Origin of the sequence: Lactobacillus sp. CBA3606, assembly GCF_002970935.1 — a bacterium.
Taxonomy (GTDB): Bacteria; Bacillota; Bacilli; order Lactobacillales; family Lactobacillaceae; genus Lactiplantibacillus.
The window spans coordinates 566,287-591,503 of record NZ_CP027194.1; the positions used below are offsets into that span (position 1 = coordinate 566,287).

The 25,217-nt window shown below is 42.2% G+C and carries 23 protein-coding genes; 1 reads left to right on the forward strand and 22 read right to left on the reverse strand.

Features of this window, described 5'->3' with window-relative positions; translation table 11 throughout:
• Positions 1 to 10: 10 nt before the first annotated feature.
• From prmA to C5Z26_RS12595, 3 genes are read right to left on the reverse strand one after another with little or no spacing between them, the layout of a single operon-like run.
• Entirely contained in the window at positions 11 to 961 is a 951-nt protein-coding gene (gene prmA / locus C5Z26_RS02850) for a 50S ribosomal protein L11 methyltransferase (RefSeq protein ID WP_105448517.1), read from the reverse strand.
• A 13-nt stretch (positions 962 to 974) separates the two neighbouring features.
• Positions 975 to 1,610 (reverse strand): DNA-3-methyladenine glycosylase, encoded by a 636-nt coding sequence (locus tag C5Z26_RS02855; RefSeq protein ID WP_105450116.1) that lies wholly within the window; start codon positions 1,608 to 1,610, stop codon positions 975 to 977.
• Between the two features lie 33 nt (positions 1,611 to 1,643).
• Positions 1,644 to 1,928, reverse strand: a complete 285-nt coding sequence (locus tag C5Z26_RS12595; protein ID WP_105448518.1) for a hypothetical protein — start codon at positions 1,926 to 1,928, stop codon at positions 1,644 to 1,646.
• Between the two features lie 258 nt (positions 1,929 to 2,186).
• Here C5Z26_RS12595 and C5Z26_RS02865 point away from each other — a divergent pair, with 258 nt between their 5' ends.
• Positions 2,187 to 2,480, forward strand: a complete 294-nt coding sequence (locus C5Z26_RS02865; protein WP_105448519.1) for a hypothetical protein — start codon at positions 2,187 to 2,189, stop codon at positions 2,478 to 2,480.
• A gap of 132 nt (positions 2,481 to 2,612) precedes the next feature.
• Here C5Z26_RS02865 and C5Z26_RS02870 read toward each other — a convergent pair whose 3' ends face one another.
• From C5Z26_RS02870 to truB, 19 genes are all read right to left on the reverse strand, one after another.
• Positions 2,613 to 4,055 carry an APC family permease gene (locus C5Z26_RS02870; RefSeq protein ID WP_105448520.1) on the reverse strand — a complete coding sequence of 481 codons (1,443 nt, stop codon included), beginning with the start codon at positions 4,053 to 4,055 and terminating at the stop codon, positions 2,613 to 2,615.
• A 15-nt stretch (positions 4,056 to 4,070) separates the two neighbouring features.
• Complete coding sequence (locus C5Z26_RS02875; protein ID WP_105448521.1) at positions 4,071 to 5,420, reverse strand: aspartate aminotransferase family protein; 1,350 nt, start codon at positions 5,418 to 5,420, stop codon at positions 4,071 to 4,073.
• A gap of 697 nt (positions 5,421 to 6,117) precedes the next feature.
• Positions 6,118 to 6,582, reverse strand: a complete 465-nt coding sequence (gene tnpA, locus C5Z26_RS02880; RefSeq protein WP_105448522.1) for an IS200/IS605 family transposase — start codon at positions 6,580 to 6,582, stop codon at positions 6,118 to 6,120.
• Positions 6,583 to 6,768: 186 nt separating this feature from the next.
• Positions 6,769 to 7,023, reverse strand: a complete 255-nt coding sequence (locus C5Z26_RS02885) for a hypothetical protein (protein ID WP_105448523.1) — start codon at positions 7,021 to 7,023, stop codon at positions 6,769 to 6,771.
• 893 nt (positions 7,024 to 7,916) lie between these two features.
• Positions 7,917 to 9,752: a translation elongation factor 4 gene (gene lepA, locus C5Z26_RS02895; protein WP_105448525.1), complete on the reverse strand. Its 1,836-nt coding sequence runs from the start codon at positions 9,750 to 9,752 to the stop codon at positions 7,917 to 7,919.
• A 139-nt stretch (positions 9,753 to 9,891) separates the two neighbouring features.
• Positions 9,892 to 11,178: a D-alanyl-lipoteichoic acid biosynthesis protein DltD gene (dltD, locus tag C5Z26_RS02900; RefSeq protein WP_105448526.1), complete on the reverse strand. Its 1,287-nt coding sequence runs from the start codon at positions 11,176 to 11,178 to the stop codon at positions 9,892 to 9,894.
• Complete coding sequence (gene dltC, locus C5Z26_RS02905) at positions 11,175 to 11,411, reverse strand: D-alanine--poly(phosphoribitol) ligase subunit DltC (protein WP_490329878.1); 237 nt, start codon at positions 11,409 to 11,411, stop codon at positions 11,175 to 11,177. The genes dltD and dltC overlap by 4 nt, the downstream gene beginning before the upstream one ends.
• Before the next feature lie 32 nt (positions 11,412 to 11,443).
• Positions 11,444 to 12,661 carry a D-alanyl-lipoteichoic acid biosynthesis protein DltB gene (gene dltB, locus C5Z26_RS02910; protein WP_105450117.1) on the reverse strand — a complete coding sequence of 406 codons (1,218 nt, stop codon included), beginning with the start codon at positions 12,659 to 12,661 and terminating at the stop codon, positions 11,444 to 11,446.
• Positions 12,661 to 14,187, reverse strand: a complete 1,527-nt coding sequence (dltA, locus tag C5Z26_RS02915; protein WP_105448528.1) for a D-alanine--poly(phosphoribitol) ligase subunit DltA — start codon at positions 14,185 to 14,187, stop codon at positions 12,661 to 12,663. The genes dltB and dltA overlap by 1 nt, the downstream gene beginning before the upstream one ends.
• Before the next feature lie 38 nt (positions 14,188 to 14,225).
• A complete protein-coding gene (locus C5Z26_RS02920) occupies positions 14,226 to 14,375 on the reverse strand; it encodes a teichoic acid D-Ala incorporation-associated protein DltX (protein ID WP_105448529.1) in 150 nt (49 codons plus the stop codon).
• 34 nt (positions 14,376 to 14,409) lie between these two features.
• On the reverse strand, positions 14,410 to 15,588 hold the full coding sequence (locus C5Z26_RS02925) for a serine hydrolase domain-containing protein (protein WP_105448530.1): 1,179 nt from the start codon (positions 15,586 to 15,588) through the stop codon (positions 14,410 to 14,412).
• A 430-nt stretch (positions 15,589 to 16,018) separates the two neighbouring features.
• A complete protein-coding gene (locus C5Z26_RS02930) occupies positions 16,019 to 17,275 on the reverse strand; it encodes an ISL3 family transposase (protein WP_105448531.1) in 1,257 nt (418 codons plus the stop codon).
• 247 nt (positions 17,276 to 17,522) lie between these two features.
• The gene (gene dnaJ / locus C5Z26_RS02935) at positions 17,523 to 18,674 is read right to left on the reverse strand and encodes a molecular chaperone DnaJ (protein ID WP_105448532.1); all 1,152 of its coding nucleotides are present in this window, start codon (positions 18,672 to 18,674) and stop codon (positions 17,523 to 17,525) included.
• A 104-nt stretch (positions 18,675 to 18,778) separates the two neighbouring features.
• Positions 18,779 to 20,638, reverse strand: coding sequence for a molecular chaperone DnaK (gene dnaK, locus C5Z26_RS02940; protein ID WP_105448533.1), 1,860 nt, complete (start codon positions 20,636 to 20,638; stop codon positions 18,779 to 18,781).
• A 40-nt stretch (positions 20,639 to 20,678) separates the two neighbouring features.
• Positions 20,679 to 21,275 (reverse strand): nucleotide exchange factor GrpE, encoded by a 597-nt coding sequence (gene grpE / locus C5Z26_RS02945; protein WP_370447979.1) that lies wholly within the window; start codon positions 21,273 to 21,275, stop codon positions 20,679 to 20,681.
• A 20-nt stretch (positions 21,276 to 21,295) separates the two neighbouring features.
• Entirely contained in the window at positions 21,296 to 22,339 is a 1,044-nt protein-coding gene (gene hrcA / locus C5Z26_RS02950) for a heat-inducible transcriptional repressor HrcA (protein ID WP_105448535.1), read from the reverse strand.
• A gap of 191 nt (positions 22,340 to 22,530) precedes the next feature.
• The gene (budA, locus tag C5Z26_RS02955; protein ID WP_105448536.1) at positions 22,531 to 23,244 is read right to left on the reverse strand and encodes an acetolactate decarboxylase; all 714 of its coding nucleotides are present in this window, start codon (positions 23,242 to 23,244) and stop codon (positions 22,531 to 22,533) included.
• 3 nt (positions 23,245 to 23,247) lie between these two features.
• Positions 23,248 to 24,252 carry a riboflavin biosynthesis protein RibF gene (gene ribF, locus C5Z26_RS02960; protein ID WP_105448537.1) on the reverse strand — a complete coding sequence of 335 codons (1,005 nt, stop codon included), beginning with the start codon at positions 24,250 to 24,252 and terminating at the stop codon, positions 23,248 to 23,250.
• 14 nt (positions 24,253 to 24,266) lie between these two features.
• Positions 24,267 to 25,190, reverse strand: a complete 924-nt coding sequence (truB, locus tag C5Z26_RS02965; RefSeq protein WP_105448538.1) for a tRNA pseudouridine(55) synthase TruB — start codon at positions 25,188 to 25,190, stop codon at positions 24,267 to 24,269.
• Between the last annotated feature and the right edge of the window lie 27 nt (positions 25,191 to 25,217).

Below are 25,217 nucleotides of genomic sequence, written 5' to 3' on the forward strand. Positions count from 1 at the left end.
TCATCCTCCACTAATCTGTCGCCGTTGGTAAATAGGCCACGATACTATGCCAATCACCCATTTGCGTATGTTGCTTAATTTGGAACCCAGCCGTCGTTAAGGCCGTTAAAACAACTTGGAACTTATCATCAATGATGCCAGAGGTGATAAAATAACCCCCACGTTTCAAGTTGGCCTTAGCTTGCGGCACTAAGGGGACAATAATTTCAGCCAAAATATTGGCGACAATAATATCTGCCTGGGTCTGAATGCCAGTCAATAAATCATTGGCAGCCACCTGAACATCCGCTGCAACTGGATTCAAGTCCAAGTTAGCCTGAGCCGCAGTGACTGCCACTTCATCTAAATCATAAGCTTCCACTTGACCCACACCCATCGCTTTAGCCGCAATGCTTAACACTCCTGACCCGGTCCCAACATCAATTAAGTGTTCGCCACCATTGATCACCGTTTCTAACGCTTGCAACGATAATTTAGTCGTGGGATGCGTCCCAGTCCCAAAAGCCATGCCAGGATCTAACTTTAAGACCAATTCACCTGGTTGCACCGGTTGATAGCTTTCCCAGCTGGGAACAATCGTTAAGTACCGCGTGACCCGGACCGGATGATAATACTTTTTCCAAGCAGTCGCCCAAGCCTCATCCGACAGATTCACCATACTGACCTCATTTGGTGCAGGATTTAAGCCGAATTTAGCAAGTTCGGCCACACGTTGTTTAATCGTGGGCAAAATTTCTGGTACAAACACAGTTTCAGGATAATATGCCGAAATCAACGCGCCACTAGTCACGTGCGGAATCGTATCTAAATCAATAATTTCACCATATCGATTAGGTTGCAAATTCTGATAGTCCAAGGCATCATCAATCTTAACGCCACTCGCACCTGCTTCCATCAAGATATTCGAAACAGCCTCGACAGCTTCATTTGAGGTACTTACGGTTACTTCTGTCCATTTCATAATATCGCCTCCATTAATTTTTAAGGGGTTGCCAGCCTGCATTGACCGTGTCAATATCTCGTTTACGCATTTGCGAAACAAACGGATTACCAGCAACATAGTAACGTAACGGGACGGTCGACCAATCACCCTTGTTGACAATTCCAATCCGGGCACTACTCGCAATCGTCTGGGGTCGCCGTTGCATTTTCAAACTCAGATTCAACGTCTGGGAACTCAGTGGTTGCCCATTTAACTCATGCTTCAACCCCAACGCTTGCATTAATTTACCCGGACCATTCGTTAAATTAGCCAATGGGACCGGCCGATTACGTTGCATCTGATCTAGGCCAGTTACTGGTTCAATTCCTCGAATCAGGACACTTTGTGGGGTCCCAACCGCTTGCGTCACAAAATTCAATAAGAATTGTGCCCGCATCTGATAAATGTAAATGGTTCCCGGTGCCAACCATAAGGCTTGATTACGAGGAGTACGATGGTTTTTAAAGGCATGCGCCCCAGCGTCCCGTTCGCCTAAATAAGCTTCAGTCTCAGTAATCCAAGCGGTCAGTGGACCAGCAACAGTTGTTAATTGTAATTGTTTACCTAACAAGTCAGCAGCGATGGTTGTCGTGGGCCGCCCCGTTAGAAAGTCTGTAAGTTCTGTCATCATCCGTCACCTACCTACATAATAAAAAAGCGACTATTCAGCCGTCTTTTTTGTTAAATGTTTATTTAAATACTTGACCAGATCCGCTTCGTGTTTGAAAATTCGAGGATGCTTTTGCTTATGCAACCGCAAGGCAATCTCATTAATCTTCACGCGCCCCGTCCAAGTATGGCTATACTTTACGACCACGCGATTATTTCGATGGTCCTTACCGAATTTCAACACGTAAACGCTGTCGGGAACCATAAGCGGTCTGATATATGTCTTATCGTATTCATAATGTATCGATCGCAGGAACTGTTTCGTGCGTTTTAACATGTCGGTTATCTCTCCTTCACAACGTGAAATTGATTTTACAAAAAGAACTTCAATTTAACGAAGTTCGCTTCAGTCATATCTTAAAATATTATAACAGATTTTAAACAGTTATTGTATCAATTCACAACCGGTTACGCAAGAAATTGCTGGCAAAGTTTGCTTATTTACTAAAGTTAAACGCAATTAACCGAACCGGAAAAATAACTATGTTAAACTAAAGTGAATTAGGGGTTTATTATTTTTAGGGGGATATCACACATGATTTTAGTTGAAAAAATTTATCACCGTGGTCACGCGCAACTAACCAATGTGACACAAATCGAAAGCTTTCAAACTAATGATGGTTACATTACAACCAATCAAGTTTTAGCACGTGAGATTGGCGCTGACAATGAAAATTGTTTTTACAAAGATCCGACTACTGGCAAACGTAAAAAAGTGGTTGCGACTAAAACTGATCAAGGTCAATGGCAATTAAAGACTATTGGTAACACTGACCCAACCACGGATGGCTTATTGCAACTACCATTGATGGACAACGCTTGGGGTTAATTGTCAACTACAATTAGACTGATTCATTAAATTTGTCACTAACAAGATCTGATTAATAGTGCCTTTAGTGCTAAATAAAAGAACTTGCTTTCAACAGGCTACTCAGCCAGCGAAAGCAAGTTTTTTTAATTGTTATTTTTTAGTATGTTGCTGTCCTAAATAAGAATGCCGAATACCATAACCAAAGTAAATGATTAATCCTAAGATGAACCAAATTCCAGCATACAATTTAGCTTGAATATCCAAGCCCCAGAAAACAAACAAGGCCCCTAAAAAGGCAATTGCAGGTAAAACTGGATAAAACGGCATTTTAAATGCTGGTACTGGCAAATCATGCCCTTCACGCCGCCGTAACCCGTAAATACCTAGCGAGACAAACATAAATGCAATTAGAGTCCCGGCCGAAATCAATTGTGCCAAAAAAGCAAATGGACAAAATGCGCCAATAATAATAGCGACAATCGTTAAGGCCAGCAACGCATTGTTTGGCAGCTTATTCTTATTCAGCTTACCAAGCCAACTTGGCAACATACCATCACGACCAAAGGAATAAATTAACCGTGACCCCGCCAACGTCATCCCAATGAGTGCGGTAAACATCCCAATCACCGCGATACCCTGAATCACACTAGCAACAATCGGATGACCAGCATGGCGTAAAGCCCAACCAACAGGTTCAGCATTGTTCGCATACGACGTATATTTAAACATCCCGACTAACACCAGTGCTACTGCAACAAACAACACAACGGCAATTGCTAAGGAACCTAGAATCCCTCGTGGCATCGTTTTGCCTGGATTTTTAGCTTCCGCTGAATTAGCTGCAATGGAATCAAAACCAATATAAGATAAGAAAATCATTGAAACACCGGCATAAATACCTTGCCAACCGCCAAAGGCAGTCCCATCAGCGTTTAGCTGGTATTTAGGAATGAACGGCACGTAGTTATTAACATGTAGTGCTGTCGCCCCAACAATAATGAAAATTAAAATGGCAATTACTTTTAAAATCACTAACACATTTTCAACGCGAGCAGCTTCACGGACACCATGGGCTAACAACCAAGATACTAAGGCAATCACGACCACTGCCACAATATCAACGACGCCCCCATCGGTCCCAAAGGTATTCGCTAACGCCTTGGGAAAGGTCACACCTAATGGCGTTAATAGCCCCCGGAAGTTAGCCGAAAGCCCTGAACCAACAAAGGCCAGCGCAATGAAATACTCGGCTAACAAGGCCCAACCGGCAATCCAGCCAAAGAATTCACCAAACATTACATTAATCCAAGAATAAGCTGAACCAGCAAATGGCATGGCCGCTGACATTTCGGCATATGCAAAGGCAACCAGTCCCGCCACAATCGCAGCCACTAAAAATGAGAACACCACCGCTGGGCCGGCATGCTCAGCAGCGACTACGCCTGGTAGCGTAAAAATCGAAGTGGACACAATTGTCCCCACCCCTAGTGCTAAGAAATCTTTGACCGTCAGAACCCGTTTAAGATGGGCGTCTTTATCTTCATAGATGCTTGGATCTTCTTTTAAAGTCAATCGTTTCAAAAAATTATGCATTTAACTACCTCCTAGTTACCAGCCAATTTTACCAGCTGGGAGTGTCACGTCATCATTTTTGGCTGCAGTAAAGGCCGCATCCAACACGGTCAGTGCCGTATCCAATTGGGCCCGGGTGATTACTAACGGTGGCTGAAACCGTAAAATATTGCCTTTTAGCGTAATTATGACCACTCCATGCTGAAAAGCGGCATAGATAACACGACTCGCAAATTCTGGGTCCGGCGTTTTGGACACTGCGTCTTTAACGATTTCAATCCCACCGTCCAAACCATACATCCGCACATCACCAATTTTAGGATGTCGTTGTTGTAATTTCAAAAACTGCCGCCGCACATAGTCACCATCTGCTAATGACTTAGCTAATAATTGTTCAGTATTTAAAACATCAAGTGTCGCTAACGAGGCCGCACAACAGATTGGGTTTGCACCAGTTGTAAAGGTATGGGCTGGTGCCGCTAAGCTCTCCATAATATCTCGTCGACCAATTACAGCGCTTAATGGCATCCCCGAGGCTAACGACTTCCCAACGGACATCAAATCTGGAATCACGTGTTCAAACCGTTCAACGCTCCACATTTTTCCGGTCCGACCCATTCCCTGATTAACTTCATCGACCGCAAACAAAATACCGTGTGCGTGACAAAAATTATAAACAAGCTGCAAATATTCAGCGGGAGCCTGCCGAATACCGCCATCGCCTTGAATCGGTTCAATCAAAACGGCCGCCGTTTCATCGGCCGGTAAATAAGACTCAAATGGCGCTTTAAATGCGGAAAAATATCGCATGGAGACCGCATGTTCACTTTCATGTGGTAACCGCCGATATAAATCAGGATATGGCACATGGATCACTCCTGGTAACAATGGTCCCATTTTACGTGTCATGTTCAAGCTAACGCCAGATAATGTCATGGCCCCATACGTTGAGCCATGATACGCATCCATGTAAGACACTATGTATTGTCGCCCAGTATAGGCACGAGCAAATTTGATAATGGCTTCATTGGCATCTGAACCAGAATTGCCAAAAACCACTTCACGGTCATCGCCAGGTGCCAATGCCGCTAACCGTTCCGCCAACTGTTGTTCAGGCTGATGATGAAAATAAGATGGTGTATAGTGAATCAACTTTTCCGCTTGTTGCTGAATAGCCCGCACCACTTTGGGATGCGTATGACCAACATTGACCGCAGAAGCACTCGCCAATAAATCAATATAGTCATTCCCATCCACATCCGTCAAAATTGCCCCCTGCGCATGATCAATAACTAAATCATAATAATTAATGCGTGCCGCCGAAGCTAAAAAATGATTTTCTCGTTGTACTAATCGTTGTCCCATTTGATGTTTAGCATCTACCATTAGCATCGTGACCTCCTCTAATTAACGATTAGCAACATTCTAATGTTGTTTTAATAATTAATCAAGTCTAATTTTAAAAAAATTATGGTTAAAAAAGAGACTATTCCAGTCATAGCAAGCCAAATAAATCCTTTTTAAATTTGTTACTAAGTATCCTTAACTGGTGGCAGTTCTTTAATTATTAATAATTTGGTGTTAAAAGTGACTCTTTGATCAATATTAATTATCGTTTTATTTAAATAATATGATAGGACCAATCGATATCGACTTTTATACAGTTCCATCCTTTCAAATGATTAGTTATATTTCCGTTAGCAATTCTCTCTTCAAATCGGTAAAAATGCCTTGTGAGTGAACCCGTAATGGGTAACTCACATCTTATTTTTTTAATTCTGATAAAAATCGCGTACTTTGTCTTCCTCAACTGGAGTATCGTAGCTAACACTTTGTCCTTACCGACTTCAGCCATAATTTTAGCGATGGTATGGACTAACGTTTTTTACGTCAGGAGCCACTTGACAATACAATAAAGAGCAGTTTTATACCATCCTCAGGGCAAATAACTACCCGTAAAACGGGTAGTTTGCTCCAGGGCTATAAGCCCTATGTACTTGCCAGCGTCTCAAGGCGCTGGCTTTTGTGTATCAAAGCCAAACTGCTCTTGTCACTTTTGCCACCGCTTTAAGCGGTGTTCGTATTACTTACCTTGACCCTTAAAAGGGTCCTCATATTCCCGAACACTCAAGCGATCTTCCGCTTGATCATGTTTCTCCTGATCACGGATATACTTCTTGATGGTTGCCTCATTCAACCCAACTGTGCTGACATAATAACCAACTGACCAGAAATGTCGATTTCCAAATTTATATTTTAAATTCGCATGCTGGTCAAACATCATCAATGCTGATTTACCTTTCAAATACCCCATGAAACTTGATACACTCAGCTTCGGTGGAATACTTACCAATAAATGCACATGGTCCGGCATCATATGGCCTTCCAAAATTTTTACGCCTTTGTATTGGCATAGTAATCGAATATCTTCTTGCAAATCACGTCGATATTGATTATAAATTATTTTTCTCCTATACTTTGGAGTGAATACAATATGGTACTTGCACAGCCATTTGGTATGCGCAAGACTATTTCGCTTATTCGCCATTTCTGACGTCCCCTTTCGATTTTGAATGTTTGGCTCTGACACCTACATTCTAAATCTGATGGGGGCGTTTTGGTTTAACCATTTTGCCATCCGCCCGCATAGCGGGTGGTTTTTTGTTTCGCACGCTTTAGCGCGCTCAACTAGGCCTAAAGGCATAATAAAAAAGACGATCCTAGTCGTCTTACATCATGAATACATTTTCCAAATTAAATCATCAAGTTTTAACCCTTTCGGAGTTAATGGCTCATCCCCCGGCAGATAGGATTCATCTATGATTTCTCCAGTTATCATATCGTTCACCTTTTCTTCAACTTCATCTGGCACAACGAAGGGATACTTGAAATCATTATTAGAGTAACAAGAGAGAATTTTAAATATGTCAGGAAAATTCTTTTTAATAAAATCGACATCATTAGAATCCATGCGAAATTTCATACTCATTTTTTCTTTCTCCTTTCCTTAGGAACAACTATAATTGCATGACCTTTGGGGTCTTTGTACACACCAATGAATCGAGAAATTAAGCGATAAAGTTCATTACTAATCACATAGTTGCTGCTACTATCCCACTGATGGAATTCAAGCAACCCTCTTTTGTGCCATTACTGGACGACCGTAATGGATATACTTAGTCAGCTCGTCAACCACGGCGTAATTTACTATCTATCTTTTAATTAACAGCCAACCCATCACCGCCACAATTACAGTCCATATTACTTTTAACTTTCCATTATTCACTTTACTAGAAAAATCATTTTTATCAGTAAGCCAGTCTCAAAGGGTTTTTAATAACCATCTCAAACAGTCAATTATAATGAACGTAACAATAAAACAATAGATTAGGATAAAAGTTACATTACCTTGAGTGGTCAATAGTTTTGTAGTCACAGCTAATAATACTGAAGCAGAAATAACTATTATTACAAAAAATGCAGCGACATAATTCAACATTCTTTTAGTCGTTGGATTTCTTAACGTATCAAGCATAATTGCTAAACTGAACAATGAAGGGACCACCAGCATTATAACAGATACAGCTTCAACCATTTGCCGCATTTCATATTGAAGGTTAATTATAGGCTGACCTTTATACACACCTGATCCATGTGTTGCATAATATACAATTACCAGCCATATCATTTTTCTTACACCATTTTGTAGCTATTAGATATTTTTTATGAATCTTATTTTCCATAGAATTTCCCCTCCAAACTAATCTATCTATACAACAACTCCCACTAATTTATCCCCTGTCCTTCTCAATGTTGGCAAAATGTTGGCAAACGGCCAAAATAAAAAGGACCCTACCAAAGTAGAATCCCTTAACACCGCCATTATGACGGATTTTCTTCCTCATCAGTTTTCAAAACTGCCATGAACGCTTCTTGTGGGATTTCGACCCGCCCAACGGCCTTCATCCGTTTCTTACCAACTTTTTGTTTTTCGAGTAACTTCATCCGCCGCGTCCGATCACCACCATACAGATGGGCCGTAACATCTTTACGATAAGCCTTAATATTCGTCCGCGCAATAATTTTAGCACCGATTGTCGCCTGGACTGGAATTTCAAAGTTTTGTCGGGGGATGATATTCTTCAACTTAGCCGTAATTTCACGCCCACGGGCCGCAGCAAAGTCTTGATGCGCAATAAAGCTCAAAGCATCAACCTTATCCCCATTTAATAAGATATCAATCTTAACTAAATTGCTAGGCCGATAACCTTCAATATCATAATCCAATGACGCATAACCGCGTGTATTGGATTTTAATTTATCAAAGAAATCAAAGATAATTTCAGATAGCGGAATATGATAGACCACGTTTACCCGATTATTATCCAAGTAAGCCATCGTATCAAATTCGCCACGCTTCCGTTGTGCTAGCTCCATAACTGCGCCAACGTAATCATTAGGAACCATAATCTGAGCCTTAACGTATGGTTCACGAATTTCTTTTAAAGCTGACGCTTCAGGCATGTCAGCTGGATTTTCAACAGCTTTCTCCGTCCCATCCGTTAACTTAACATGGTAAGTCACTGATGGCGCCGTCGTAATCAACTCTAAATTAAATTCGCGTTCCAATCGCTCTTGCACCACATCCATGTGCAACAGGCCTAAGAACCCACATCGGAATCCAAAGCCTAACGCTTGTGAAGATTCTGCTTCAAATTCAAGGGCGGCATCATTGAGTTTCAGCTTTTCTAATGCTTCCCGTAAATCGGTAAACTTCGCATTATCAGTTGGATAAATCCCGGCATACACCATTGGATTCATTTCCCGATAACCTGCCAACGCTTTTTCAGTCGGATGCGCCGCATTCGTAACCGTATCACCTACTCGCGTATCTTGAATATCTTTGATGCTGGCCGTAATATAACCAACATCACCCGCCATTAGAAAATCACGCGCAATTGGTTTAGGTGAATTGACCCCTACTTCGGTTACTTCATATTCACTACCACTGTTCATAAGCCGAATCTTATCGCCAGGGCGAACGACCCCTTCATGAACCCGAATACTTAAAACAACCCCACGATAATCATCATAGACGGAATCAAAGACTAATGCTTTTAAGGGCGCTTCAATGTCGCCAGTTGGCGCTGGAATCTTATGCACAACTTGTTCTAGCAATTCTTCAATCCCAATGCCAGCTTTAGCAGAAGCCAAGACCGCATCATCAGCCTCAATTCCGATATCATCCTCAATTTCTTGACGAACTTTTTCCGGTTCGGCTGATGGCAAATCAATTTTATTAATTACTGGAACGATTTCTAAGTCATCATCAATCGCTAGATACACGTTCGCCAAGGTCTGGGCTTCAACCCCTTGCGCAGCATCAACGACCAAGACAGCCCCTTCACACGCCGCTAAGCTCCGTGATACTTCATACGTGAAGTCCACGTGACCGGGGGTATCAATTAAATGAAAAATATAAGTTTCGCCATTTTTGGCAGTATAATGTAATTCCACGGCGTTCAACTTAATGGTAATCCCACGTTCACGTTCCAAATCCATTGAGTCGAGCACTTGATCTTGCATCTCACGCTTAGAAATCGTATCCGTTAATTCGAGAATTCGATCGGCCAACGTTGATTTACCATGATCAATATGGGCGACGATTGAAAAATTACGGATATGTTTTTGTCGATCCTGCATTGTCGCTTTATCCATGTATGTTCCTACTTTCTTACTAATTCCTAGTCTTAGCAATTATACCAACTAACCTCAACAAGCACAATTGTTCCGGCCATTCTAACCCGTTAGCCGCCAAAAAAGATCTAATCGCTTGGATTAGATCTTTTTGGTCACACTATTGTTGTTCAAAAGCACTAATAGCGTTCGGATTTAATTGTTGCCACTGCTTTGTGTAGAAAGCATCATTGATCTGATAACTTGGAGTGGTTGTCGTTGATTTGCTTAAGAATGGATCTAACTTCTGATCCACTGCTAACCAGCCGCGCCAACCCAAGTGAATGGTATCAGTCATGAAGTAATTTTCTTGACCATCTTTTGATAAGTCAATAATGTTATTAAATCCTTGACTGGTCAATTGGTAACGAATCTTTTTATCAAAAGCTGTCATCATTTTCATCGATAACCCCGTATAGTTCGCCCATTTTTGATTAATCGGCGGAATAATAAAGGCAACGTCAGTATGATTTTTAGCAAATTGATTCAAGACCAATTGAAAATCCGCAAATTCTGGTGACTTCGTATAATCTAAAGTCGTTTGACTACCTTTAAGGCGTTTGTAATGTCGCTTTAACTGCGTCTGCCAAAAGGTATTACTGATTTCTAAATTATTTGAAGTGGTGGCTTGCTGACCAAGCTTACCAGCCAATGCATCTAGGTTCGTATAATTATAAGTCGCCGGTAATTGTTTTTCCTGCGTCGCAACTTTATTCAAGTTTTTACCAGAAACACCAAATTTAGAGAAGAATTCATCTTCGCTACCCAAAACGCGCGCTTTATAATTAATGTAAGCCCGTTGTGCACTAGTTGGCTCTAAGCCTGCCGCTACCCGAGCCAATGCGCCCGATAAGACGCGGTCCGAAGAACCTGACGGCATTTGCAATAACCGCTTAGCCGCATAACGATCCATGGCAGTATTTTGTTCCGTCTGTAACCAATCGGTCGTTTGTAAAGGTGAGTAATAATACCCAAAAGCATCCTTTCGCGTTCCTTTTGGGACAAACCATTGTGGCGAAATTACAAAGACAGCTTTCTTATTAGTTAACTGCTTTTTTACCGATTGCATCACGAAGTATTGGGTCAACGACTGTGTCCCCCGCGCCCCCAGTAAAAATGGCCGATAATTACGCTGGTACTTGTCTGCCAATACAGATGGATGCATCGGATCAAATCGTGACCATTCTGAAGAACCGAAGAACGGCACATAGCCATCATCTAGCGCTTGTCGTTTAACTAAGCGACCCTTCAAAATGTTTGGTGATAATGAAACAGCCGCTTTTTTTTCGGTCGTTTTAGACACATGATTTAATCCGAATGAAAATGGTGAAAGCAGAACGGCCAATAATAAGATTGCTGCCAAAATAATTGGCCCAAAAATCTTAAAAAGGCGTTTTGGAACACTCATTGCATGCTCTCGACCTTAGCAACGATTTTTTCGGGGGTATCCCATTCACTACGTTCAAATTCAGAAACTGGGACTTCAATACCCAATTGACTTTGTAATTCCAATAATAACTGAACTGAGCCCATTGAATCTAAAATGCCTTCATCAAATAAGTTCGTGTCCATGTGTCCAGAAACATCTTCACCCGTTAAATCTTGTAAAATTGATAATACTGTTGATTTTGTGTCATCCATTGTTATTACGCCCCTAATATTAATTTATTTTTTTAATGCCGTGGAACAAAGAACAAAGTGTTTAAAAAGCCTGAGAACAATAAGAAACTTAAACAAACAACGTTAAACGTTAAGAAAATTGCGAAGCCTTCCGTAAACTTATTATGTGGAATTTGTTCGCGGTGCTTTTTCTTAAAACGCAACCAAGCATCATTGGCAACCATCGCCAAGCCATGGAATAACCCATATGCAATGTAGTACCACGTCTCACCATGCCAGAACCCCATGATTAACATGTTGATCACGTAGCAGACATTAGCCGTCGTAATTCGGCTCTTAAAGACTTTATGTTTCATGAAGAAGAAGACCATCCGCATATAGATAAAGTCACGGAACCAAAATGACAGCGTCATATGCCAACGATTCCAAAAATCTTTAATATTCTTTGACCGGAACGGTTGGTTAAAGTTCATTGGGGTTTCGACCCCCATTAAATAACTCACCCCAACCGCAAACAAACTGTATCCGGCAAAGTCAAAGAATAGATCCATACTGTACACGTACATGTAACCCAGTAAGGCCCATGAAATACCATGTGCTTGTAAGGCCGCATGCCCCACCGTTGGTAACATTAACGTGCCAAAAATATAAGCCAGTAAAAACTTATACAAGAATCCCAAGAAAATGTAACGGACCCCTTTTTCCACTAAATCTAAATACTTCACGCGCGTTGGCACACTATCATAATCTTTAACAAAGCGACGATAACGGTCAATCGGTCCTGAAGAAATTGTTGGGAAAAATAGTAAAAACTGTCCGAATAAGATCGGATGGAACTCTTTAATCGTCCCATCTCGAGTTTCCATAATGGTTTGGACCACTTTGAAGGTCAAATAGGAAATACCTAAAAACCCAATAATGGAACTAGCGCCCTTTGAAACGGCCGGCGTGATTTTTACCACAGCCAACGGAATAATCGCTAAAATGACGCTAACCACAAATATCCAGCCTTTATTCGACGAATCGGCGCGTTGCCGGTACCGCGAATACAACCAAACTAGACAGATCTGGTAAACCAAGTAAATTACCAATGCAATCCCAGTGTGCCACTTCACGCCACCAAAAGTCAGCAATAAGAATACAAAGGAAATAATTGATTCGTAAATATGCGAGCGGTGACCATAAAGTAACCCAATCATCAATGGTAATAACGCAACGAAAAGTAAGATGAAATAGGTGGGATTACCATATGGATCAAACGTAAAGGACATCATTCGGGGTTAACCTCTTTAATGATCGACTTAACATCAATTTTACCGTTCGGCGTAAGTGGCAAGCTGGTTTGATAAACAAACCGTTGCGGAATCATGTATTCCATCATCATTCCTTGTAAGTCTTTCTTAATAGCAGTCGTTAGGGCAAAGTCACTGGCAAAATCATTAGCCTTAGGCACAACATACGCGATCATCTGTGTGACTTTGTGGTCCTTATTATACTTAGGCACTGCGACTGCTTGCTTAATATGCTGTTGTTGGCCGAGAAAATGATCGACCTCTTCTAGTTCGATACGGTAGCCATTCATTTTAATCTGAAAGTCTACCCGACCACAGTAACGGAATAAACCATCCGCATCCATCGTCCCAATATCACCAGTATGATAGGCACGTTGTCCAGCTAAGGTGAAAAAGGCCTTCGCCGTTTTGGCCGGATTATTCAAATAGCCTTTAGACACACTAGGTCCGGCAATCACTAATTCACCTTCAACCCCAGCAGCAACCGGTTGATTCGCCTCATCAACGACCAGCATTTGTGTATCAGCTTTTGCATAACCAATTGGCAAGCGCGGATACTTTTCAAGCGCCGCAGTCGTAATTTCAATCTGCGTCACTGCCACACAAGTTTCCGTCGGACCATACGTATTAAAAATCCGGGCTGCAGGAAAACGCGCTTTGAGCGTTGCGGCCGTCTTATGTGTCAGTTCCTCACCACAAAACAGAAAATGCGTTAGGTTAGGTAAATGACTGGCATCAAATTTAGGTTCTAACAAGCAAATATCCATAAATGAGGGCGTTGAAACCCAAACATTAATCGGTAAGGTTGGTAAAACCGCAAACAGTTGTTTGAAGTCATCCGTCACCGCTTTCGGTAAGGCATACAGGGTTCCCCCGCTAGCCAAGGTTGGATACACATCCATAACCGATAAATCAAATGAATACGGTGGTTGTGACAACGCCTTAGGTTGCTCAGGTAAGCCAAAATCATCACCTAACATCCAATTGACATAGCTCAATAGATTGGTGTGACTAATTTCAACCCCTTTAGGCTGCCCCGTTGTCCCTGACGTAAAGATGATGTAATAATCCTCATCACCACTGACCGCATGCTGCGGCTGGTACTGCACGGGCGTTGCAAAAATTGCCTTTAATTGATCTGGAATGATAACAGGTGTCGTCCCCACACCAGTCGGCAAATCGGCAACCGCAATTACTGCCGCGGGCTTGGCAATCGCATTAATCATCGTTAAACGTTCATTTGGTGAATGCGTATCAATCGGAATGTAGGCGCGTCCCGCTTTAACCACCCCTAAGAAAGTGGCAATCATTTCAAAAGTTTGCCCACCGAAAACAATAATTGGTGCCTTTGGTGTTAAAGCTAGTGTCTCGAGGTGAGCTGCTAACGCATCTGAATAAGCTTTTAATTCAGCGTACGTGTGCGTCACGCCCTGGACATCATAAACCACTTTTTCAGGTTGCGTCCGTGCATAATCATCAATGGTACTGATTATATTTTTGATCATTAGTAATCTCCCCCAAAAACAAATTAATCCGTTCTCAATTAGAATTCATTGTAGATAAACTTGGCCTGATTAATACCGCTATACCCGTACAAATAAACCAGGGCAAGCATGACAGCAAAATAGAATACTGTAAGCACAATGAATTGAACAACTGGACGTTGGAACCAGAGTTTCAATTTTGCGAACATGCCTTCACCTCCTCAAAATAAGTCAATCAACCGGTCACTTCAAATTACCGCTCATCATTTCCTGATAGATTTTATTCATCGCTGTTAATAATGTATCGGTCGATCGATAATAGTTGGATAATAACACGACGCCGTTTTTGCCATCTTTAGATAAGCGGATGCCAGATTCATAGCCATAACCAACCCCGTGTGACCGTAATGCAGTTGGTTGATCATTATAAACGCCGCCGCCGTATGTTCCTGTGGCGGTACGCTTATGCAAAATTGCCACGTTCTTAGGCGTTAACAATTTGCCATCCACAATCGCTCGTTCCGTTTTGAATAAATCGCCGGCACTCATATAAACTTGACCGGTTCCAAGTTCATTTGCCATTTGCGCGGTCGTTTCAGGGGCTTCGGTCGCATAAGTAGGCGTCGTTTGCCCCGTCACTGCTTGATAACCAGTCGTTGCACCTTTGCCTTGACCATTAATCACGAAACCAGTTTGGTGCAAATCTAGCTTTTTAATAATCTGTTGGTTGAAAAATGTCTTATAAGATTGCCCCGTAATTTGACGGATAATCCCCGCTAATAATAGAAAGTTTACGGAAGAATAGTTGAAGGTCCCTAATTTTTCCGGGGTAAATGTTAAGTGTTTAACGGCGTAATCAACGACTTGTTGTTCAGTTAAAGGATCGGTTGCCCCATCTTTCAATCGAAAACCGGTGGTCATATCCAATAATTGCCGGATGGTCGTTGTGCCACCTTTAATGGTTGGATAATATTTATTGACCGGATCGCTTAGCTTCAACTTACCAGCTTGAACTAACCGCATAATACCCACGGCAGTGATTGATTTTTGAATCGACAATATTTGATATTTTGACGTCGGTCCATTCAATGTTTGCTGCGCCTTATTAGCGTAACCAAAACCCTTTTGATAAATCACCTGGTTATTTTTAACAACTAAGGCGGTCCCCACGAACTGACTTGTCTTCAAAATTTCTGTAATCTGTGCATTAGAGCTTTTAGTCTTTGAAAACGTCGCGGCTTTAATCTTTTTTGCAAGTGCCCGTTGCTTTTGCGCTGTTCGGCGTGCTTGTCTCTTTTTGGCAGCAATTTTTTGCTGCTGCACTTGTTCAACCCGTTTGGTATGGTAATGATAAGCACCAAAACCGCCACCAATCACACCAATTCCCAATATAATCAATAAACCTAGTTTTAATCGTTTCAAAGTTATTAACTTCCCCATCCGTTAATTTATGATGAACCCTAGCCAACGATTACACTTAGCCTTAATCCTGATTCATCAAGTTCAATAGTACTAGTTTAACAGGCTAGCTGAATTGAACCCATTTTGCACTTGAAAAGGATAAAAACTTGCCTGTCCGTCTAATCAAAGGTCAGTTTTGTAACGGTTTTGTAACATTACCGTCAGTTTTAGCGGCAACCCTTTGAAAAGTGGCCATTGATTCACCTCCTTGATTAATTCTAGCACCCTTAAATCAGGCACCTGTAATATATCGAAACCGTTTATTGAAAAATCAGGTGCCAGGAAGGTTAGTTAATAAACAAGCGTCTTTGCTTTACGCCACAACTCATTTTTTGGGTTCTCTGTCAACTGTTGTTGGTAATCTTTTTATTGGTGCTTAGCCGCGCAACGGCTAAGCACCTTTTTTTAATGCGAACATTAAATGTATACGCAATCTGAAATTATTGAAATTTCCAAAACCATAGGCGGTATGTTTTAAAACTTTGATTTTGTTATTTGTCCCTTCCAAAGGACCATTTGAATATTGATATCTAAGTGCGTTCTCAATCGACTCTTGGCTATCTCGTAGTTTCAAAAAATGTTTCTCCATTTCCTCTGGAAATTGATTACTAGCAGCCAGAACCTGTCTTAAACGGGGTAAATCTCGATATTTGACGGCGCTTCTGAGTGTATGCAAGGCGTCATAGGCTCGTTTTAAATCTGGATCAAATTCCAGCATCTCTTCAACAATTTGATTTTGGGTATGGCGTCCGGCAATAAAGGAATAGTGCCTATAGTTCTTGATATCAAGTTTCTCGTTAGGTTTTAAGAGTAGTTTCCAATATCTCTTTAGTGCTTTATATTTAATATTTGATTTAGCAAATTGTTTCATGACGCGAATACGAGTTTGATTAAAGCCTACCACCGCCGATTTCACGATGTGAAACCGGTCAGTAACGATTATGGCCTCTGGAAATACTGACACTAGCTCAGGGTACGTATAATTCATATCCGTTACAATAACTTTGACACCCATTCGGGCTGCTTTCGTATAACGGTTAAAGTATTTTTCAAGACTAGCAAGTGTTCTCGATTCTAAGATATCTATAAATTGATGAGTTTCTCCATCCATAAAGACGAAACTCATCGAACCGTTGGCATCTTTGGTTGACTTGATTTCATCCATGCAAATGACACTTGGCAACCAATCATAATGGGTCAACAAATCACGTTCGTAGGTCTTTAACATTGAGACAACTGTACTACTTGAAATATTCAATTCGTGAGCAATGTGTGTCATGGTCACCGGTTCACTTAGCTTCTCTAAGCAAGCGATGCGAACATTATTAGAGATTGTATGATTCCGTTGCGTTAGCGTAGTTGCTGCTAAAAAATAGCTGTTGCACACTTTACACTTAAAGTTCCGTTTCTTTAGATGCAGTAAAACGTCTCGCTCACTGCTCCTAAGTAGCTTAACTTTTACTTGCCGCCAGCCATAACGAATGATACTTTTTCTGTTGAGCACGCCGCACTTTGGACACGCTTTTGGACGATAGTCCAAAACTGCTTGAACCTCGATTGGTCCTTTTTCTTGAATGTTATTGATAATAGTTACTTTTTTGATGTTTTGGTCTTTAATTCCCAATAAAAATTTAGTATCCTTATTCATAGGGGTATAGTCGCTTCTTTCTCTTGAAATGTGGTAGTGGATAGATATATAAGTCTGCCGACTATATCTCTTTTTCTGCACTTTTTTAATATACTACAAATAAAATACATACAAAAATATCCGCTGCCAGTAATCAAGTTTTCACTTAATTACCAACAACAGATATTTTAGAACCATTTTTTGACACAAAAAAAGTTGAACGCTTGCCCCGAAGACAAGCATTCAACTTGGTTTTTAATCATTTAAGCTACACGCCACGTAATTTATCAAATAGTGAACTTTTGCCATTACCGGCAACCGTTTTACCACTAGCCTTGGCAAACGTCTTTAAGGCTTCTTTTTGACCCTTATTGAGTTTGGTTGGCGTTTGAATCATAATCGTAACCCGTTCATCACCAGTCCCGTTACCACGTAAGCGTGGTGCACCCTTGCCACGTAAACGGAACGTGGTGCCAGTCTGCGTACCAGCAGGGATCTTCATCTTAACATCCCCGTGGACCGTCTTAACTTGCACTTCGTCACCTAACGCCGCTTGGACGAAATCAATTGGCAACTTAAAGTAAATCGTAGCGCCATCCCGTTCGAACTCATCGCTGGGTTCAACTCGGAAGATAATAAACAAATCACCATAAGGACCACCGTTAACCCCGGATTCCCCTTGATTTTGTAACCGCATCTGTTGGCCTTCTTCAACCCCAGCTGGTACCGTTACTTTAATAGAATGACTTTGTTCAGTATGACCTGCGCCACCACAAGTTGCACATTTATCTTTGATTTCTTTACCAGTTCCATGACAAACATCACAAACTTGTTGACTCATCATGCGGCCAAGTGGCGTATTCGTTTGCACTTGAATATAGCCACTCCCTTGACACTTCGAACAGGTCACTGGTGATGTCCCAGGCTTAGCCCCAGAACCACCACAAGTTTCACATTGTTCTTCACGATTATAGGTAATATTAGTTTGTTTCCCAAAAATGGCATCTTCAAACTTCAACGTCATTTCATATTGTAAGTCACGACCTTGTTGTGGTGCAGTCGGGTTTGGCCGCCGACTACCGCCACCGGCATTGCCACCGAAGAATGAACTAAAGATATCTTCGAAACCGCCGCCACCGCCGCCGAAGCCACCGTAACTTTGACCGTTGAAGCCACCAGCGCCACCAAAACCGCCTTGTTGACCGCCTGTTGAGCCATATTGATCATACTGGGTCCGTTTTTGTGGATCACCTAATGTCTCATAAGCCTCATTGACAGCCTTAAACTTGTCCTCAGCGCCCGCTTCATGATTTAAATCAGGATGATACTTTTTTGAAAGCTTTCGATAAGCTTTCTTAATTTCGTCCTGACTTGCATCTTTCGCAACACCCAGAACCTTATATAAATCTTGTTCTGCCATTGTAACCTCCTAATGATCCTTGATAAAGTCCCATTAATATTAGCATATCTGACACAAAAAGCCAAAGCCGCGCGGCCTTGGCTTTTTGTTGCAACCGGTAATGGTTACTTCTTATCCTTATCTTTATCTAAGTCTTCGAAGTCACCGTCAACAGTGTTATCATCACCGTTTTCCTTGCTTTGATCAGCGGTATCAGCAGCACCGTTATCATCGCCTTGGGCTTGTTGCGTTTGTTGATATAACTTGACTGATAAGTCTTGAACAATCTTGTTCAATTCGTCCTTCTTAGTCTTCATTTCATCAACATTATTGTCATCTTGGGCTTTCTTCAAAGCATCACGCGCATCTTGAGCTTGTTTAACTTCATCGTCAGAAACTTTGCCCTTGAGTTCTTTGAGCGTCTTGTCAGTCGTAAAGATTAATTGATCAACTTCGTTCTTCAAATCAACTTCTTCTTTACGCTTCTTGTCAGCATCTTCGTTTTCTTTGGCTTCCTTGACCATTTGATCAATTTCTTCGTCTGAAAGACCCGATGAACTCTTGATGGTAATCTTTTGTTCCTTATTAGTTCCCATATCCTTAGCGGAAACATTAACGATCCCGTTCTTATCAATATCGAACTTAACTTCGATTTGAGGCACGCCACGTGGGGCTGCAGGGATATCAGTCAATTGGAACCGACCTAAGGTTTTATTATCAGCAGCCATTGGCCGTTCACCTTGCAAGACATGAATGTCAACAGCCGGTTGATTATCAGCAGCCGTTGAGAAGACTTGTGACTTGCTAGTTGGAATGGTGGTATTCCGTTCAATTAATTGTGTGAAGACCCCACCCATGGTTTCAATTCCAAGTGACAATGGCGTAACGTCAAGTAAGACCACGTCTTTAACATCACCGGTAATGACCCCACCTTGAACAGCGGCACCTAAAGCAACCGCTTCGTCAGGGTTAATTGAATGGTTTGATTCTTTGCCCGTCCACTTTTCAACGGCATCTTGAACAGCTGGAATCCGAGTTGAACCACCGTTTAAGATCACAACGTCCAAATCAGAAGCTGTCAAGTTAGCGTCTTTCAAAGCATTTTCAACTGGGATGCGCGTCTTTTCAACTAAGTCAGCAGTCAATTCGTTGAACTTAGCCCGTGTTAAGGTTTGTTCCAAATGTAAGGGACCACTAGCACCGGCTGAGATAAATGGTAAACTGATTTGAGCTTCAGAAACACCAGAAAGGTCCTTCTTAGCCTTTTCAGCAGCATCCTTTAACCGTTGTAAGGCCATCTTGTCTTGAGCTAAATCAACGCCGTTATCAGCCTTGAAACTAGCTACTAACCAATCAATGATCTTTTGGTCAAAGTCATCCCCACCAAGTTGGGTATCCCCATTGGTTGATAAGACTTCAAACACACCATCGCCTAATTCCAAGATGGAAACATCAAAGGTCCCACCACCAAGGTCATAAACTAAGATTTTTTCATCTTTATCAGTTTTGTCTAAGCCGTAAGCTAAAGCCGCTGCAGTTGGTTCATTGATAATCCGTTCGATATCTAAACCAGCAATTTTACCAGCATCTTTAGTTGCTTGTCGTTGTGCATCATTAAAGTAGGCAGGTACCGTTACAACCGCTTTTTCAACGGTGTCGCCTAAGTAATCTTCAGCAAAACCTTTAATGTATTGTAAAATCATTGCTGAAATTTGTTGTGGTGTATAATCTTTACCTTCAACGTTTACTTTGTACCCAGCTTCACCCATGTGACGCTTGATTGAAGCAACCGTGTTAGGGTTAGTGATTGCTTGCCGCTTGGCAACTTCACCAACTTGAGTTTCGCCATCTTTAAATGCAACAACTGATGGGACCGTCCGGCCGCCTTCAGGTGTTGTGATAATTTTTGGTTCGCTACCTTCAAGAACTGCGACTGCAGAGTTCGTTGTCCCAAGGTCGATACCGATAATTTTATTACTTGCCATAAATTAACAAACCTCTTTTAAATAGTTTTTTATTTTAATATTATTGCGCCACAACAACCATCGCTGGTCGTAAGGTGCGGTCTTTAAACATGTACCCTTTTTGCAACACTTTAACCACCGTTTCAGCTGGTTGGTCATCCGTTGCAGGTACCGTTTGAACAGCTTGATGAATAGTCGGATCAAACGTTGCCCCATCAGCTGAGACTTCAGTAACGTTATTTTTCTTCAAGGCTTCTTGTAAATGACCATAAACCATTTCGACACCCTTCTTCAACTGTTGTGCAGTCTCATCCGTAGCGTCCGTGGCTAAAGCCCGTTCCAAGTTATCAAGCACTGGTAACACATCTTTAGCTAAGGTTTGACCATCATACTTAATAATCGATGCTTGTTCTTTCTTAAACCGATTTTGCATGTTCACAATTTCAGCTTGCGTCCGTAATAATTGGTCATCCTTTTGATCTAATTCTTGCTGCAAAGCTGCGAGTTTCGCATCTTTAGGATCAACTGGTGCGGTCGCCGTATCGGTTTGTGCATTTGTTTGATCATCAGTTGGTGCGGTTTGATCAGCTGCGGACTTTGCCGTTTGGCTAGCCGTCTGCTCATCAGCTTGCTCGCTAGTAGTTGGTTTTTTTGCCAATGATTTCATCTCCCTGTCCGTCACTCATCAAAGTACCGGTAATATTCTAACAGTTTGCGGGCCAGTTCACGCTGGAACGCGCCCATTAAGCCAATCATCCGTGAGTATGGCATGGCGGTCGGTCCTAGCAAGGCAATCATGCCTTGCCCGTGCCGATCAACATCATACGTTGCGGTAATTAAACTATAGTCTTTCAGCAAATCATTGGTAATTTCGTTACCAATTCGTACTTGAATATGCTGACCAGGCGACCCAATCACATTTGCGAGACTGTCGGTCTGATCAAGCAACGAGTACAATGACTGCATTTCCTTAGGATTCTGCATGGTCGTATAATTAAATAAATTTAACTTGCCACCCACATAAAATCGTTCAGAAGCTGCCTTGGACAATACACTGCCAAAGATATCCAAGAACCCGTTGGGATTTTGCAAGTACTGCGATAATTTCAACGGAATTTCTTGCTGTAGCTTTGACAAGACGTCTTGTAACGGCAGGCCAATCAATTGGTCATAAATGAAACGAACAACTGGTTCCAGCTCATCGCCAGTTAAGTCATTCGGAATTGTAAACGTTTGGTTCTCGACATCACCGTTATTCGTCACTAAGATAGCCATCACCTGATGATTACCTAGTGGGACTAACCGGAAGCCACTTAACCGACTGTTCTTTAATTCCGGTCGCAGTGTAAACGTCGTATAACTTGTCAATTGTGACAAAATATCCGCCGATTGTGCGACAATCTCATCAATTTTATGAAATTCACCACCCAATGAATGTTGGATGACCTTCAAATCGTTGCCGTCAACTTTTTCAGGCTTCAAGATATGATCAACATAATAACGATAGCCTTTAATTGACGGAATCCGACCAGAAGATAGATGCGTTTTGACGATTAGACCTAAATCTTCAAGTTGGGCCATTTCATTACGAATGGTGGCCGAGCTAACCTTCATGGGCAGCTCTTGGACTAAAGATTTAGACCCGACTGGGTTACCGCCTTCGGTATAGTCACGGACAATAGCCTTCAAAATTAGGCTTTGTCGTTCAGTTAACGTGATCATCACCTCTTTTTAGCACTTAACTTAATAGAGTGCTAACACAGTTACTAATATAACAACCTCTTAGGTTAAAGTCAAGGAAAGACAAAGTTTTTTAGCAAAATAATTGTTCGACTGCTAATTTAGCCTAACCGATCACTGAGACCGCAAAAAACCTCAGACCACGGTCCAAGGTTAATGGCAATAATTTGAATTTAGCGTTCGGCACGATTGATAGCCGCATCAATCACTTGATTATCGAACGGTTCTTGTAGATAAGCCGGATTATCAATTGGCAAATGCACCTTGAAGTCTGCAAAACGTTGAATTTTAACCGTTGCTTGGTCGATTTCAAACCCCAAGACGTGCCCGCCCAACTGATGGTCGTGACTTAAGAAGTGCAAGTGAAATCCACCGACTGTTGCACCTTGAAAAAGTTGGGGGGCAAAGTAGCCAATAATCGTACCATCGACAGCTTGCCCTTCAAATTCTGGTTGCTGAGCCGTAGCCGCTACCAATGGCTGATAAGGTGGCTGCTGCCGTGGTGCGACCCGCGTCTTGATGTGTTTAAAACGACCATCCACTCGGACCGCTGCAAAAACATTCATTAATTGATAGTCCTTTAATAGCTGCTTTTCAAACGCTGCTTGTGTTAGCGCGGCAACGGGGCTACTCTTCACTGGCTTTTCAAAATGAACGGAAGCAAATGGCAACGTTTCGGTCGCCGCAATCTCACGAATCTGGCCGTCTTCGCGGGCTTGATAAGCAGTGCCATTTAAAATAATGACCTCCCCATCTAGCCCATCTAAAGTCCCAATTCCAGTATCACCATGTTTTAACAATTCGCCAGCAGTAATCGTCCCTGTATATAACCCTGGCACCAATAAGCCTAACGTCCCATGTTGAAAAATCGTATCTGTTGCTACCATTTGCTAGTCCTCCTCATCGTTCGCTTTTGCTGTACTCGCCGACCATAATCGCGGTTTGGCCTGGAACGGGTGGGCCATATAATAGGCCCGGGTCGCTTGTTCATCACTTTTTAGTTGTGTGACTAAATCGGCCGCTGCTGCAAACTTTACTTCACCACGCATCCGATGACCCCAGCGAATCACTAAAGTTTGACCATAAATATCACCCGTAAAATCTAATAAATAGATTTCAACGGTAATCGGTCGATCTTGACCAAAAGTAACATTACGCCCAACTGAAGCCATGCCTTGCACCCACTTTGAGCCAACTTGAACCATCGTGGCATAAATACCAATTCCAGGTACTCGGGTATTGGTATTATGCGCAACATTTGCCGTTGGAAAGCCTAACGTTCGCCCACGAGCTTCACCGTGGACAACCACCCCCGTCGTTTCATATTGATAACCTAATAGCTCATTAGCCTCATCAATTTGGCCTAAGTCTAGTGCCGTTCGAATCCGAGTTGAACTAATTTTAGCTTGTGCATCAAGTTTTTTAGGCACCTCAATAATGTCAAAACGGCCCTGCGCATACGTCCCTAAAAGCGGCATATTTGCAATCGTTGCGGGTCCATAAGTATAGTCAAAACCAGCAACCACCGTCTGCGCATGCAAGCCGACAATTAATTGATCGACAAAGACTTGGGGCGGTAAAGCGCCAACGATTGCATCAAAATGTAAAACGTACAATAAATCAACGTCTAATTCGGTCATCAAAGCGGCCTTTTGCTCGATAGTCGTCAAATAGCGGACTTGTTGTGGGTCTGTTTTTTGAAAAACAACGGAGGGATGTTGATCAAACGTCATCACTGCCAGTCGGGCACCTTGAGCTCGGGCTACTTTTCGTGCCGTTGCCACCACTTGCTGATGGCCCCGATGTACGCCGTCAAAAAAACCGAGTGCCAAAACAACTGGCCCAGCCGGAATTTGACTAGTGACATCAGGATAAGTTAAGTTAATCACCTGCATGTCAAAAAAACTCCTTAATTTACCGAAAACATTTTAAATGGTTTATAACGTTGTTCGGCTTCACGATAACCATATAAACATTTTAGACTGCCTTGATAGGTCAATGCAACCAACGTGTCTGCATTAGGCGCTTTTTGTTGGCCTTCGTCAGCCGTTAAAAAGGCCCCGTTTCGGACACGTTCCCATTGCGCAGCCGTAAGCGCCACTTGGGGATACTGGGTTAAAGCTTGATCGATCGGGGCTAATAAATCGTCAGCGGTCCCAGCTTCAACTTGAGCCGCAATTTCTTCAAAGGTAACCGTTTGATCCAAGGTAAAGCCGCCGCTCTTTAAGCGCGTTAAATCACTCATCACAGCGGGGACGCCTAGCTTTTTACCAACATCAACCGCCAAAGTTCGGACATAAGTCCCCTTGCTACAAGCCACCGTGAAGTAAACCGTCTGTGTTTGCGTGGCATCATCATAAGTTGCAGCTTGACGTTGTTTGAAGCTAGCGATTTCAATCTGCCGTTCTGGCCGTGCGACTGTCTCTCCATGCCGTGCATAGTCATATAATCGCCGACCATTCACTTTCACCGCTGAAAACATTGGTGGAATTTGGGTAATGGTACCCGTCATTTGGGCTAAAGCCGCATCAATTTCGGTCGCCGTAAACGGCTTGGTAATTGGCGTTCTTGCAACTTCTTCACCATCTAAATCTTCCGTTGTTGTCGCAAACCCAAAGGTAATACTCCCTTGATATTCTTTGCCAGAAGCGACTAAGAACTGCACAACTTTGGTCGCATTACCGATACAAATTGGCAACACACCATCGACACTCGGATCGAGGGTGCCAGAATGGCCCACTTTTCTAGTTTGATATAATCTACGAATTTTGGCAACGCAGTCAAAACTAGTTAGACCGCGGGGTTTATATAATGGTAAAATTCCATTTGGCATTATTTTTGCTCCTTAAAATTAACTCTG